The following is a 13,637-nucleotide window of genomic DNA, read 5'->3' as shown; positions in this document are numbered from 1 at the left end:
GCAGTCATCCTCGCGGATCGTGGTGAAGGGAAGCGATCAGGCGCACCTGCTCTTCGTAGGTTTGGGCGAAGTCCTTGGCCAGCAGGCGCTCGCTCCAGTCGGCATCGGCACTGAGTGCTTCGTGGTAGCGCACGTATTGCTTCCAGCGGCTACCGAACCACGGCTTGCGACCCAGGCGTTCGAACTGCAACGCCAACTGACTGGGGGCAAAGTGTTCGAGGGTGCTGCGCAAGGCGCTGCGACTGGCACCAAGCAAAGCCACCTGGTGTGCCTGCAAGTCACGGAAGGCCTGGGCCACGGCCTGCTCGGCCGACAACTGTCCGGGCCGGCGCGGCTTGAGCAACTCGCCCAGGGCCTGGTCGGCTTCCAACGGCGCCTTGATCGGGTTCCGGCTGGCGCCTTGCGGGGTGGTGAGCGACAGGCGCAACTCGTTCTTGAGCTCGCTACGGGTGCGCAAGCTTTGCTGCAAGGCACCGATACTGTGGCGCAGCAAACCGGCTGCCTGCACCGCGAGGTCTTCGCGAGCTTGATCGTCGAGACCGGCGAGGTCGACGCCCAGCGCTGCGCCGAAGCGCTCCCAGAATGCTTCACTTCGCCGTTCGCGCGGGGCCGGTTGCGGGGCAGGCTCGGTAACCGGGGCTGGCACCAACGTCGGCACGATGATGTTTTCGCGGTCGATCTGGGCGTAGTCGGCACGCTGCTTGGCCGGGGTGTCGGGCAAGGTCATGGCGGCCAGTTCATCCATCGGTGCAAGGCGCGCCTCTTCGTTGTCCAGGGCGGACAGCGGGTCGAGCGCGAGGAAGGCATCATCGGGGATGATGTCCGATCCCGGTATGCCGAGCCCTACATCCAAGGCACGATCCGTTTCGATCAAGCGGGCGCGCACCTCGATGTCGCCCATCTGGTACACCGCCCCCTGCTCGATACGGTAGGCCTCGCCCTTGCGCAGTTGCGCACCGCTGCTGGCCAGGCGAATGCCATTGCTGCTCTGGTCGGTGAGGTAGAAGGCGCCCTCGCGATAGGTGACCTCGGCATGGTGGCTGGACAAGTGGCGCTTTTCGTCCTCGATGCACCAGTGGCAGTCCTTGGCGCGTCCAATGTGGCCGCCACTGCGGCCAAACGACTTGCTGGGCGAGTCGGTGCGGGTGTGCTGGCGTCTGTCCACCAGCTCGAAAACCAGTTCCATGGTCAGGGCTCCTTGGGCTCAGTTGCCACGATTGAGGGCCTGTGGGTCGCCCACTGGCCGGTAGCGGTCGTCATCGAACTTGTAGTTGCCGCTGCACCCGGCCAGGACCAGCACGGTTAACAGGGCCAGTAACGCAGCCCGCCAGATACCGATGAACATCGAAAACACTCCATGAGCTAAACAGGCAAGCACCAGCTGCGGCGCGCCTTGGATGTAAGAGAAAAGGTTCATGCCAGCCGGCCTGCGCCATCGCCGATCTGGATATTCAGGCGACCGAGTCGGTACAGCAGGGTGCGCCGCGGCAAGCCCAACTCGCGAGCGGCCATGGTCTGGTTGCCATCGTGCTTGCGCAGGCAGTCGAGCAGCAGATTGCGCTCGACCTGCTCGAGGCGTTCGCGCAGGTTCAGTTCGCCATCGCCCGCTGTGGATGCGGCGCCGTTCAGCGCAAAGTGCTCCGCCGCCAGCTCACGGCCCTCGCAGAGCACCACCGCGCGCTCCACCAGCCCCTTGAGCTCGCGAACGTTGCCAGGGAAGCCATAGCCTTCGAGGTGGTTCAGGGCGGCGTTGGACCAGATCACTGGGCTGCGCTGCAGGAACGCACAGGCCTTATCGGAAAAATGCCGTGCCAGGGCACTCACATCGCCGTCACGCTGGCGCAGTGGCGGCAAGTCGATCGGGAACTGGGCCAGGCGGTAATAGAGGTCTTCACGGAACTGACCGTCACGCACCATCTGCGCCAGGTCACGGTGCGTGGCAGCGACGATGCGCACGTCGATCTTGTGCGTGCTGTTAGCCCCCAACGGGCGGATCTCACCCTCCTGCAGCACCCGCAGCAACTTGGCCTGCAACGCCAGCGGCATGTCACCAATCTCGTCGAGCAACAGGGTGCCGCCGTCCGCGGCGTCGAACAGTCCCGGGCGGTCGCGGTCGGCCCCGGTGAAGGCGCCTTTGCGGTAACCGAACAGCTCGCTTTCCAGCAGGTGCTCGGGAAATGCCGCGCAGTTCTGCACCACGAATGGCCCCGAACGGCGAGGGCCGTAGTCGTGGATGGCCCGGGCCACCAATTCCTTGCCGGTGCCCGTCTCACCGAGCACCAGCACGGTGTAAGGGCTGTGCAGCACCTTGCTGATCATCTGGCAGGTCTGACGCATGGCCGGGCTGTCACCGATCAGGCCGTAACTACCGACCTCGGCCGGCTTGGCGACACTGGCCGGCAGCTGCGGCTGGGGTTGACGCAAACGCCGCAGCAGATGCAACTGAGCCATGGCGAAAGCACCGAGGCGTCCCAGCGAGTCGGCAAAGCCGGCCAGCTCGATGCGCGCCCGGGCTACGCACAACAACACGCCAACCACCCGTTGCTGCGGGGTCACCAGGGGCACCGCCAGCAGCGCCTGCCATGGTGTTGCCTGAGCCGGCAGGAAACTGGTGTCGAACATGCTGGCGGACAGCTCGGCGATGCTCACCATGCGGTTCTGACACAAGGCGAACTGCATCAACTGCTCGCCATTGTAGTCGGCCGGCAGGCTGGCACAGTCCCGCGCCTGCAACTGCCCATCGAGGCAGGCGACCTCAAGCCCCAGCCGCGTGTGGGTCGAGTCGAGCAAGTACACCTGCACCAGCGCGCAGCCACTGAGCCCGGCCACCGCCTGGACCAGTGCCTGCATCAGGCCCTGCTCGTCAGCGGCGCAGGCCAGCTCGGTGAAGGTCCCCATCAAGGTCTCGGCATAGGCCAGAGGCTGCGGCACATGCGTGAACATCACTCCCACCTCAGGCGAACTCGCAGATCACGCCCGCAGCCGGGTCCAAGGTCGCATGCACACGGCTGATGTCCTCGCCGCTGGCCATGGCATCGAGCAGGCGATCAGCCACTTTTGGCAGCACGTGCGAATCGAGCAGGTGGTCGATCAGGCGGGCGCCACTCTCGCTCTGGCTGCAGCGCTCGGCCAGGTGGTCGACCAGCGGCTGGCAATAGCTGAACGCCAGTTGCCGACGCTGCAGTCGCTCGCCCAGGCGGGCAAGCTTGATCTCGATGAGTTCGCGCAGCACCGGGCCACCGACCGGGTAGTACGGCACCACGCGCATGCGCGCCAGCAGGGCCGGCTTGAAGTGGCGGCTGAGCACAGGGCGGATATGGCTTTCAAGCTGCTCGGCGTCCGGGCGCTTGCCGTTCTCGCAGAGGGCGCTGATCTGATCGCTGGCCAGATTCGAGGTCATCAGGATCAGGGTGTTGCGAAAATCGATCTGTCGCCCTTCGCCATCGTTGGCCACGCCTTTGTCGAAGATCTGATAGAACAGGTTGAGCACGTCGGGGTCGGCTTTTTCCACCTCATCGAGCAACACCACCGAGTATGGTTTCTGGCGCACGGCTTCGGTCAACATGCCGCCTTCGCCATAACCCACATATCCAGGTGGCGCACCGATCAGGCGCGAAACAGTGTGTTTTTCCTGGAACTCGGACATGTTGATGGTAGTGATGAAGCGATCACCACCGTACAGCAGGTCGGCCAGGGCCAGCGCCGTTTCTGTCTTGCCCACGCCACTTGGGCCAACCAGCAGGAACACCCCCACCGGTGCATCGGGCTTGTTCAGACCTGCGGCGGTGGCCCGCATGGCACGGTCAAGGGCATGCACGGCCTGCTCCTGGCCACGGATGCGCGCACGCAGGTCGTCGGCGAAGCTGACCACTTTGGCGTTATGCTCGCGTGCCAGCTGGGTCAACGGCACGCCCGTCCAGGCGCTAATCACTTCGGCCACCAGCCGTGGACAGACCTCGGCACTGACCAGGCGCTCTTGCGCCTGGGCATCGAGCAAGGCCTGGTGCGTCTCGGCAAGGCGCTGCTGCAGCTGCTCGCGGGTCTCGACCAGGGTGCCCTCCTCGTCCGCCTCGGCCACCGGCGCCACGGCAGCGCTGGCAACTTGCTGACGCAATGCCAGCACTTGCTCGGCCAGCTCACGCTGGCGCGCCCAGCGCACGCTCAGGTGTCGCTCTTGCTCGGTCGCCTCGGCCAGGCGCTGCTGCAAGCCTTCGAACGCTTCCTGGTCGATCTGCAGCCCTGCCTCAGCATCACGGCTGATGGCATTGCGTTGGCGCTCGCCTTCGGCCAGCTCGGCGCGCAAGCGCTCCAGGCTGTCGGGCGGCGCCGCCAGGCTGATGCGCACGCGGGCACAAGCGGTGTCGAGCACATCGACCGCCTTGTCCGGCAGTTGTCGACCGGTAAGGTAGCGCGCCGACAACTCGGCAGCGGCCACCACGGCGTCGTCGCGCAGGTAGATGCCGTGGCTTTTTTCGTACAACTGCGCCAGGCCACGCAGGATGGTCACCGCTTCAACCACGGTCGGCTCATGCAGTTGCACCGGCTGGAAGCGACGGGCCAGTGCCGGGTCCTTCTCGAAGTATTTCTTGTATTCGGCCCAGGTGGTGGCGGCGATGGTGCGCAGTTCGCCGCGTGCCAACGCGGGCTTGAGCAGGTTGGCGGCATCGGAGCCACCCGCGTTGCCACCGGCACCGATCAGGGTGTGTGCTTCGTCGATGAACAGGATGATTGGCCGGGGCGAGGCCTTGACCTCGTCGATCACGCCCTTGAGGCGCCGCTCGAACTCGCCTTTGACGCTGGCGCCAGCCTGCAACAGGCCCATGTCCAGCGCCAGTAGGTCGACGCCCTGCAAGGCAGGCGGCACCTGGCCTGCGACGATACGCGCCGCCAGCCCTTCGACCACGGCGGTCTTGCCGACACCGGCCTCGCCCACCACGATGGGGTTGTTCTTGCGTCGACGAGCGAGGATATCGATCATCTGGCGGATCGAACCGTCGCGGCACAGCACCGGGTCGAGCTTGCCGGCACGGGCCTGCTCGGTAAGGTTGTGGGTGAAACGCTGCAGCATCGACTCGCCCTGAGGCTGGCCAGCGGCCTTGGGCGCAGCGGGCTGCTGGGCCAGCGCATAGCCCTTTAGGCGTTCGATATCCAGGCGGCCTAGGAGCTTCTGGTAACGGCTGCCGGCATAGCGCAGCGGGTTGCGCAACAGTGCCAGGATCAAGGCAGCCTGGTCGACCTGGGCCTGGCTCAGTTCAAGGTTGGACACCAGCAGCGCATCCTGCAACCACTGCACCAGTTCCGGGGAGAACACGGGGTTGCGGGTGGCACTGTGCTCGACCGCCGTATGCAGCGCGGCGCGGAATTCGCCGAAATCGACCTCGGCGTCTTGCAGCGCTCGCTGCAACAGACTGCCTTCACGTTCGAACAAGCCGAGCAGCAGGTCTTCGACGAGGATCTTGCTGCCGCTGCGAGCGACGCAGCGCTCGGCGCAGCGCTCCAGGTCACGGCGGCTGTCGGCATCCAGGGCTTGTACGAGTTGTTGCAGGTCTACGTTGATCATGGTCATTGATCCTTAATGAATTTTGCTTCCCAAAGTCACCACGCCATCGGCGCGCTCGCGCCCCAACCAGCTGGTCCAGCCCAAGTGGCAGACGTTCTGCTCGCCAATGCGTAGCTCGCGAATTTCCTCGCGGCGCAGCTCCAGGCGGATGTCGTAATCAAGGGGGTCGCGCAGCGTGAAACGCACCAACGCACACAGCGGCTGATAGCCGAGGCCGATGGGCAGGAATTCGTGAAAGCGCTGCCAGTCCAACTGGGTGATGTGAATACGGAACTTGCCACTGCGATCGCGCACCCGCTCGCCCAGTACCGCGTCTTCACCGAGCAGGCTGTTCGCCAGGCCAAGGCGGTTGCACTGTTCCTCGAGAATCTCCACGCGTCGTTCCAGGCATTGCTCGATGACCAGGTCGGCGTGCTTGAAGTAATAGCGCAGCACCGCCTCGATCAGGGCGGCCGAATGCGCACGCAGGCTCAGCACGCCCAGGTACGGCAGTAGGCGCTTCCAGTTCAGTTCCTTGGCCCTGCGGATCTCCTCACCGCCCAGGCCGATCAAGGCGAACAGGTGCGATGAGAAGCCATCCAGCGCCCCGCTCTTGAAGCTGGCGCGGTAGCGGTACTTTTGCCAGATCGGCAGGAGCAAGCGTTGCAGCCGGTGGTGGAACAGGTCGAGAAACTGGCGCGTGGGGTTGCCATCTTCACTGTCACCCAACGCCTGTTCGCCATAGAACGCGGGCAGCGGCGAGCTGGAACCGATCAGGCTCACCAGGTTGAATCGAAGACGCGCACGCAACTGGCCGTGCTCGCGGAAGAACTCGACGCGGTCGACATCGCTGCGCGGAAAGCCCAGGCTCGGGTTGGCCTCGAACTCGAGCAGGTCATACAGCTCGTCGTCCTCCAGGTACGGGTAATGCTCGCGCAACTGCTCGGTGACCAGCAGAACCGCCTGGAACAGCGAGTATTCACGGATGCTCCGGCTCAGCCGGCTCAAAGCAGGGGCTGCAGGCCCATACGTGGTGTCCATTGGTACACCTCCCCTTGTGTGCTTTTCACCCGCAGCTCGTGGTACGAGTTGAGGCTGGCGTAGAGTGCGAAGAACTCGTTGAGCACCGAGGCGAAGACGAACAGGTCGCCTTCACCGATGTAACCCTCGGGATCGATCGTCAGTTCGGTGCGCAGGCCGCGTAGCGGCAGGCCACGGTGCAAGCGGTCGACATGCTGGTGGCGGATCGACTTGAGCCCACCGAGCAGGCGTCGGCTGACCTTCTCCGCGTGCTGGTCGTAGTAGCGCGGCAGGTCATAGGTTTCGAGGATGACCTTCAGCGCGTCCACATCGGCCAGCGACAGGTAGTTCAGCGACATGTTGCTGATCAGCTTCCAAAGAAAATCGCGATTGAGCGGCGGTGCATAACTGGAGGTGACCGCAGTGATGTTGCGGAAGGTCAGGAACTCGGGGGTCTGCTCGCTCAGCATGCAGATGTCACCGAGTTTGAGCCGCCGCGGCAGGTTCTGATTGGTGCACGTCAGCTCGATCGACAAGGTCTCGTGGAACTCGCCGCCATGCACACCGAAGCTCAGGTAGGTATCGAGGCCATCGTGCAGCAGCGAAGAGCGTTGGCGCAGGCTGTAGTGCGATCGGCTGTGCGGCACATCGAAGCTGGGGTCGTGCTCGAAGGACTCGAAGGGCACGTATTCCTGGTAGCCCAGTCCTCCGGGGCTCCAGCCGGTGACACCATCGACCGAGAATACCCCGCAGTGCTCGGGGTCGAGCTCGGCAGGCAACAGCAGGTATTCGTCCTGCTTGCCGTCCAGGCGGATCGGCAAGGCGTCGTGCTTGAACAGGTTGACGATTGGCGTGCAGTACAGTTTCACATTGTCCAGGGTCGGGCGCAGGCGCTGGGCTTCGGCTTTGCGGATATCGAAACGCACCTCCACGCCGTGCACCTGCTTGAGGGTTTCCTCGGGCAGCCGCTGCAGAACGTCCAGGCCAGTGACATCGACGAACAGGAACTTGTCCTGGAAGGCGAAGTACTCCTGCAAGAAGCGATAGCCACGAAACGTGTTCAACGGGTAAGGAATCAGCGCCTCTTCCTCGGCGAACCCTACCGGATGAACCTTGGCATCCCGCGCCTTGAGGACCAGCGGATCGCCAGCGTCGTTGAGCAACGGTTTGCCATTGCTGCACAGCGCTATGAGCTCGATGCCAGCCAGTCCGCGCAACAGGCTCAAGTAGAGCATCTGGCTGATGTAGCGCTCTCCGGCCAGGTGCAGGCGCAGGCGGCTGAGCTTGACGTCGCCGACATGGCCATCGCAGTTCATGTCCAGGCGCAGGCTGAGCAGCGCGCCCTGACCATTGAGCGAGTAATTGAGCGCGCTCAGTTTCAGCGGCAGGACCTCGGTGGGGTAACAGGTGCGAAAGCGGCAGCTGACCCCATCGATAGGCCGACCTTCCACTGGCGTGTCGCGCTCGACCAGCAGTGCCGGACCGGCCTGGCGCAGCGGGTCGAACTGCAGGATGCTGAAGGCTGGCAACGGACGCATGTAGTTGGGCCACAGCAGCAACATCAGTGAGTGAGTGAGCTCAGGCAGCTCGTCGTCGAGCTTCTGGCGTAAACGACCCGTGAGAAAGGCAAAGCCTTCGAGCAGCCGCTCGACATCGGGGTCGCGTCCGGCCTGGCCCAGGTACGGCGCCAACGCCGGGCTACGCTCGGCGAAACGGCGACCTAGCTGGCGCAGGGCCGTCAGCTCGCTTTGGTAGTAATGATTGAAGGACATCTGTCGTTTCGCCTGAATTCGGTCTGGGTACCACCGTGGCTGCTTGAGCAGTCCCTGGCAGACGGCGTGCGGCTAGCCGGTGGTGGTCAAAAAGTCACAGGGAGAGCCCAGTCATGTGCAAGGCAACATCACCAGTCTCCCTGACCTACGCTGACTTGCCCGCTGCCATCCAGGCGCGCGGCAAAACTGACCTGGCGCTTGATACCGTTCACCTCAAGCTGGCCTTCGATACTGAAAGCGAGCTTGAGCTGATCGTGATCACGCGGTCTTGAAATCACCCTGACATCCGACAAGCGCGGCTCGTAGGCCTCGATGAAATGCTCGATGGCCTGGCGGGCCTGACTGAGCGCGTCGTGCAGGCTCAGGCGCATGTCGTTGAGATCGGGCAACCCGTAGTCGGCAAGCGTCTGCACGCTACCGGCCCGGGTGCTGAGCATCTTCGCCAGATGAGCGGCGACGGACGCCATGGCAGCATCTTCACGCCGCCAGTTGGCACGCTTGCCGGCTTCGCCGCTCAAACGTTCGAACAGGCTTCCGTATCCGCTCGTCATCGGCGTGTTACTCCTTGTCCAGCTTGCCGACCAGCGACAGGGTGAAATCGGCCCCCATGTACTTGAAGTGCGGACGCACGTTCAGGCTCACGCGGTACCAGCCCGGCTCACCTTCCACGTCGCTGACGATGACCTGTGCCGCACGCAGCGGACGGCGGCCACGGACTTCGGCGCTGGGGTTCTCCTGGTCGGCCACGTACTGGCGGATCCACTTGTTCAGCTCCAGCTCCAGGTCGGTGCGCTCCTTCCAGGAGCCCAGTTGCTCGCGCTGCAGGACCTTGATGTAGTGGGCCAGTCGGTTGACGATCATCATGTACGGCAGCTGGGTGCCGAGCTTGTAGTTCAGTTCGGCCGTCTTGCCTTCGGCGCTGATGCCGAAGAACTTCGGTTTCTGTACCGAGTTGGCCGAGAAGAACGCTGCGTTGTCGCTACCTTTGCGCATGGTCAGGGCGATGAAGCCCTCTTCGGCCAGTTCGTACTCGCGGCGGTCGGAAACCAGCACTTCGGTCGGGATCTTGGTTTCGATCTCACCCATGCTTTCGAAGTGGTGCAACGGCAGGTCTTCCACCGCGCCTCCGCTCTGCGGACCGATGATGTTCGGGCACCAGCGGAACTTGGCAAAGCTGTCGGTCAGCTTGGTGCCGAAGGCGAAGGCAGTGTTGCCCCACAGGTAGTGTTCGTGGCTGTTGGCGACGGTTTCGCGGTAGACGAACGACTTGACCGGGTTCTCCTCCGGGTCGTACGGGTTGCGCAGCAGGAAGCGCGGCACGGTCAGGCCGATGTAGCGCGAGTCCTCCGACTGGCGGAAGCTCTGCCACTTGGCGAATTGCGGGCCTTCGAAGTGGTCTTTCAGGTCTTTGAGGTCCGGCAGGCCGGTGAAGCTTTCCAGGCCGAAGAACTTCGGGCCGGCCGCGGCGATGAACGGCGCGTGGGACATGCACGCTACGCTGGACACGTACTGCATCAGCTTGACGTCCGGCGAGCTCGGCGACAGGAAGTAGTTGGCGATGACCGCGCCAACCGGCTGGCCACCGAACTGGCCGTACTCAGCGGTGTAGATGTGCTTGTACAGGCCGGCCTGCATCACTTCGGGCGAGTCCTCGAAGTCGTCCAGCAGGTCTTGCTTGGAAACGTTGAGGATTTCGATCTTGATGTTTTCGCGGAAGTTGGTGCGGTCGACCAGCAACTGCAGGCCACGCCACGCCGACTCCATGGCCTGGAAATCGGCATGGTGGAGGATCTCGTCCATCTGACGGCTGAGCTTGGCATCGATCTCGGCGATCATGCGGTCGACCAGCGCCTTCTTGACCGGCTCGCCGTCGTTCTGCGGCTTGAGCAACTCTTCGATGAAGGCCGACACACCGCGCTTGGCGATGTCGTAGGCTTCGTCGTCGGGGGTCAGACGGGTTTCGGCGATGATGCTGTCGAGAATGCTGAATTCGCTGTTCTCGGCGCTCTGTTGTTGTGCGGCGGTGCTCATGACAAATAGCTTCCTTGACTAGTGGGTTCAGGCGTCCGGCGTTGCATTGATGCCCAGCTCACCGAGCACGCGCTCACGCGAGGCATCATCGGCCAGCACGCCTTCGATGGCCTTGCGGAACGCTGGAGCGTTACCCAGCGGGCCTTTCAGCGCGACCAGGGCCTCACGCAGCTCCATCAGCTTCTTCAACTCAGGCACCTGCTCGACCAGGCTGGCCGGGTTGAAGTCCTTCATCGAATTGATGCGCAGGCTGACGGCAAGCTCGTCGCTTTCGGCGCCTTCCTGCAGGCGATTGGGCACGGCCAGGGTCATGCTCAGTTCCTGCTTGGCCAGCACTTCGTCGAAGTTCATCTTGTCGATGCTGATCGGTTTGCGGTCTTCGATCTTGCGATCATCGGCACGCAGCGTGTAGTCACCGATCGCCAGCAGTTTCAGCGGCAGTTCGATCTCTTCCTGAGCGCCGCCAGTGGCGGGTTTGAAGGTGACGTTGATACGTTCCTTGGGGGCTACCGAGCCTTCTTTGGCCATTGGTTTTCTCCTTGAGGGTTATGGCCCTTGGGCCTATTCGAGTACGACTTCGAGATCGAGGTGGCACAGACGGCGATAGATCTCGTCCTTGCGCTCGCGAACCACATGGTTCTGCGGCAACAATTCACAGCAGGTGTGCAACAGATGCAGCACCTGCAGCGACAGGTCTGGCTCCCAGGCATCCAGGCCGGATTGGCACAGCTGCAGATCGAGGGCTTCCAGTTGGGTCTTGGCCAGCTCGTACTTTTTTGCCGTGAAGCACAGCCGGGCTTGGCTGAGTTGCCAGAAGAAACGCTCTCGCCCGCCGTGGCACCCTTGCATCTGCTGCTTGAGCTGCTGCACCGCCTTCTTCAGGCCATCCTTGCGCAGTACCGGGATCGCCGCTTCCAGGGCCTCTTCCCAGGGCGCCTGGCGCTCGCTGGATTCGACCACTGGCTGAGCGACGACTGCCTGCAGGTGGGGCGAGACCTGGGAGGCAATCCAGGCGCGGGTCTCGGGGTCGGCGAACGGTGTGCCATCGTGAAACTTGAGCTCGATCAGCATGGGCAGGCGCTGCAGCAGCGAGGCGAAGTTCATTTCCACTTCACGCATGCCGGCCTCGACGTTCAGGGCCTGGCAGCACTCCCAGACCATGCGCTGTCCGTCGAACCAGAACGGTGCCTTGGCCACGCTGTTCTCCAGTTCGACCAGCAGGTCGGCATAGGCGCCTTGCTCGAAGCGGTCGCGGTAGCTCTTGAGCTTGTCGACCGGCACCCCCCGTAGCGCGGTGACATTCTCGGCGTTGCGTTCGGGAACGGCTTCGATGGGCAACCACAGCAGTGTGCGGTTAAGGCGCAGCGCGCGCAGGTCGGTGGCTTTCTGTCGCTGCCACCACACGCACAGCTGGCGCCCCTGCTCCTGCTGGGCACGCAGGGCCTTGCCGGCATCCTTTTCACTCTCCACCGGTTCGCCAGGAGTGAACAGCTGCGTGGCCGCCTGCTTGACCTGGTTGACGATCGCCCCGACACTCCCCGCTGGCGGCTCGTTGCTGGCCGAACGTTGCACCTGGTTCTTGAGCGAACGGCAAAGCGGCAGCAGCATCGGTGCATCGGTGCCCAGTTGCTGCGAGAGAAACGCCTCGAGCCCAGCGAGGTGCTCGACCATCTGCTGGAACAGTGGCAGTTGCTCCTTGATCGCGATATCGCTGTCCAACGCCTGCTCCAGGCGCGGAACCAGCCAGCCGATCGCCGCCGAGCGCGTACGGGCCTTTTGCGGATGAACTGTCTCCCAGTGCTGCTCGCACAACTGGCGCAGCATGCCCAGCCCTGCCAGCAGCCCCGCGTAGGACTCGCGCTGGTACAGCGCCCAGGTCAACCAGGCACCGACGCGCAGATCCTTGGACTGCTCTCGCAGCAGCGTTTCACCGCCTTCGAGAATCTTCAGCCAGTCGACCTGGCCGCTGGCATGTATTGACTGAGCCTTGCCAAGTTCAGCTTCCAAGGCTTCGAACTCGGAAGAAAAACGCACATCTTCGCCGACGAAAGATCCCGGCGCGATGGCATTACTGGCGAGCGCTGCAAAACGCGCAGTCAGTTTCGAGGAGTAGGACATCCATATCTCACATTGTGAACTTTCGCGCGCACAATACTTGGCGAAACCACTTATTCAGTGGACACGAAGTTCAAACTATCGAAGCTCACACCCTAGTGAGCAGCCAGGAAAACGGGCACCAAAGCCAAGGACTCAAACGGTCTCGAAAGCCGCGAAAAGCCTTGGAAACTTCACCACCCTACTCCAGTTCAGCAGATCAACTCGAAAGACTATACAAACCCTAACCACTTCCTAAAATAGCCGCATGGGAAATTCAGATTCGTCTTACGGAAATATCCGATACTGAATTAACTCGTAACAACCCCCGTTGATCCATCCATTAAATTATTAAATTTAATGACTACGACCGGGCAATGGCGTGGGAAAGACGCAAACGTTTGAGCGCAAGACAAGAATGCTCGCCAAGGGGGGCTGGATGGAGTGCTCGGGAAGGTAGTGCGCAGAGGTAGCAACAGCGAGAACATCGATGGCGTTGGCTTGCAGTGGCGCGGCCTTAAGCACAGGCGACGACACCGCCGCGCCATGGCCCGGAAGACGGCCATCCAGGCGACCCAGTGGCCGCTCCAACTCAGTACTGCCAACGACGGAATGATCCGGTGTCATGTATCGCTCCTTGAAGTCACTTTCGCACATCCCAGTGCACCGTGGCGCGCAAGCTACCAGCTCTTCCGGCTAAAGCCAACTTTTTTTGGCGTCAATTAGCCACCATCGGACAGGGGGCGTTCGAACATTTGACGCACAGCGCCAGCCGGCCCCCAAGCGAGTAGCCGAGGGGCCTTGCGAACTGGGCTGAGGTTAGAGGTCAGGAGCGGACCGTAAAGTCACACCGAAAGATCAGCTTGCGACTACGCTCTTCGGCCCGCTGGCAATGAGCGCCGCGCCGCAGGCGGTCTTGTGTCCGTCGAGCGCGACAGGGATACCATCGACGCTGTAGGTAGCACTGCCTTCGACGATGGGGAACACCCCCTTGCACAGCGGGCAACTGACCATGTGCCCGACGCCGGCGATGGGTTTGCCGTTGACGTTGGTGTTGCCGAACGAGCCAAGCACTTTGCCGCCGTGGGTAGTGGAATCGCCGAGGCGGATGATGTCTTTCATGGTACGAACTCCTGTCATAAGGGGGGGCATCGATGCCAACAGCTGAAGCCTACCACAGC

11 protein-coding genes are annotated in these 13,637 nt (G+C 62.9%); all 11 read right to left on the bottom strand.

The window, feature by feature from the left end:
- Positions 1–4: 4 nt before the first annotated feature.
- The 11 genes from tagH to P3R38_RS09770 all read right to left on the bottom strand — a co-directional run bounded on the left by tagH (position 5) and on the right by P3R38_RS09770 (position 13,578).
- Complete coding sequence (tagH, locus tag P3R38_RS09820; protein ID WP_023380002.1) at positions 5–1,186, bottom strand: type VI secretion system-associated FHA domain protein TagH; 1,182 nt, start codon at positions 1,184–1,186, stop codon at positions 5–7.
- An 18-nt stretch (positions 1,187–1,204) separates the two neighbouring features.
- Complete coding sequence (locus tag P3R38_RS09815) at positions 1,205–1,345, bottom strand: hypothetical protein (protein WP_023380001.1); 141 nt, start codon at positions 1,343–1,345, stop codon at positions 1,205–1,207.
- Between the two features lie 68 nt (positions 1,346–1,413).
- Positions 1,414–2,943, bottom strand: a complete 1,530-nt coding sequence (locus P3R38_RS09810) for a sigma-54-dependent Fis family transcriptional regulator (protein WP_023380000.1) — start codon at positions 2,941–2,943, stop codon at positions 1,414–1,416.
- 10 nt (positions 2,944–2,953) lie between these two features.
- Positions 2,954–5,566 (bottom strand): type VI secretion system ATPase TssH, encoded by a 2,613-nt coding sequence (tssH, locus tag P3R38_RS09805; RefSeq protein WP_162472068.1) that lies wholly within the window; start codon positions 5,564–5,566, stop codon positions 2,954–2,956.
- Between the two features lie 6 nt (positions 5,567–5,572).
- A complete protein-coding gene (gene tssG, locus P3R38_RS09800) occupies positions 5,573–6,580 on the bottom strand; it encodes a type VI secretion system baseplate subunit TssG (protein WP_023379998.1) in 1,008 nt (335 codons plus the stop codon).
- Positions 6,544–8,331, bottom strand: coding sequence for a type VI secretion system baseplate subunit TssF (gene tssF, locus P3R38_RS09795; protein ID WP_023379997.1), 1,788 nt, complete (start codon positions 8,329–8,331; stop codon positions 6,544–6,546). The genes tssG and tssF overlap by 37 nt, the downstream gene beginning before the upstream one ends.
- A 128-nt stretch (positions 8,332–8,459) precedes the next feature.
- Positions 8,460–8,882 (bottom strand): type VI secretion system baseplate subunit TssE, encoded by a 423-nt coding sequence (gene tssE / locus P3R38_RS09790; RefSeq protein WP_023379996.1) that lies wholly within the window; start codon positions 8,880–8,882, stop codon positions 8,460–8,462.
- A gap of 7 nt (positions 8,883–8,889) precedes the next feature.
- Entirely contained in the window at positions 8,890–10,362 is a 1,473-nt protein-coding gene (gene tssC, locus P3R38_RS09785; protein WP_023379995.1) for a type VI secretion system contractile sheath large subunit, read from the bottom strand.
- 27 nt (positions 10,363–10,389) lie between these two features.
- On the bottom strand, positions 10,390–10,890 hold the full coding sequence (gene tssB / locus P3R38_RS09780) for a type VI secretion system contractile sheath small subunit (RefSeq protein ID WP_023379994.1): 501 nt from the start codon (positions 10,888–10,890) through the stop codon (positions 10,390–10,392).
- A gap of 33 nt (positions 10,891–10,923) precedes the next feature.
- Positions 10,924–12,480 carry a type VI secretion system protein TssA gene (gene tssA, locus P3R38_RS09775; protein ID WP_023379993.1) on the bottom strand — a complete coding sequence of 519 codons (1,557 nt, stop codon included), beginning with the start codon at positions 12,478–12,480 and terminating at the stop codon, positions 10,924–10,926.
- 834 nt (positions 12,481–13,314) lie between these two features.
- A complete protein-coding gene (locus P3R38_RS09770; protein WP_023379992.1) occupies positions 13,315–13,578 on the bottom strand; it encodes a PAAR domain-containing protein in 264 nt (87 codons plus the stop codon).
- Positions 13,579–13,637: the final 59 nt, after the last annotated feature.

Source organism: Pseudomonas sp. NyZ480 (assembly GCF_029537255.1).
GTDB classification, from domain to species: domain Bacteria; phylum Pseudomonadota; class Gammaproteobacteria; order Pseudomonadales; family Pseudomonadaceae; genus Aquipseudomonas; species Aquipseudomonas taiwanensis.
Note: the sequence above shows the minus strand (reverse complement) of the source record. Positions and strands in the feature narration are given on the sequence as shown.

Coding starts and splice junctions, on each gene's coding strand:
- tagH (WP_023380002.1), bottom strand. CDS start 1,186: ATGGAACTGGTTTTCGAGCTGGTGGACAGACGCCAGCACACCCGCACC.
- tssC (WP_023379995.1), bottom strand. CDS start 10,362: ATGAGCACCGCCGCACAACAACAGAGCGCCGAGAACAGCGAATTCAGC.
- P3R38_RS09815 (WP_023380001.1), bottom strand. CDS start 1,345: ATGTTCATCGGTATCTGGCGGGCTGCGTTACTGGCCCTGTTAACCGTG.
- tssF (WP_023379997.1), bottom strand. CDS start 8,331: ATGTCCTTCAATCATTACTACCAAAGCGAGCTGACGGCCCTGCGCCAG.
- tssH (WP_162472068.1), bottom strand. CDS start 5,566: ATGACCATGATCAACGTAGACCTGCAACAACTCGTACAAGCCCTGGAT.
- tssA (WP_023379993.1), bottom strand. CDS start 12,480: ATGTCCTACTCCTCGAAACTGACTGCGCGTTTTGCAGCGCTCGCCAGT.
- tssB (WP_023379994.1), bottom strand. CDS start 10,890: ATGGCCAAAGAAGGCTCGGTAGCCCCCAAGGAACGTATCAACGTCACC.
- P3R38_RS09810 (WP_023380000.1), bottom strand. CDS start 2,943: ATGTTCACGCATGTGCCGCAGCCTCTGGCCTATGCCGAGACCTTGATG.
- tssG (WP_023379998.1), bottom strand. CDS start 6,580: ATGGACACCACGTATGGGCCTGCAGCCCCTGCTTTGAGCCGGCTGAGC.
- P3R38_RS09770 (WP_023379992.1), bottom strand. CDS start 13,578: ATGAAAGACATCATCCGCCTCGGCGATTCCACTACCCACGGCGGCAAA.
- tssE (WP_023379996.1), bottom strand. CDS start 8,882: ATGACGAGCGGATACGGAAGCCTGTTCGAACGTTTGAGCGGCGAAGCC.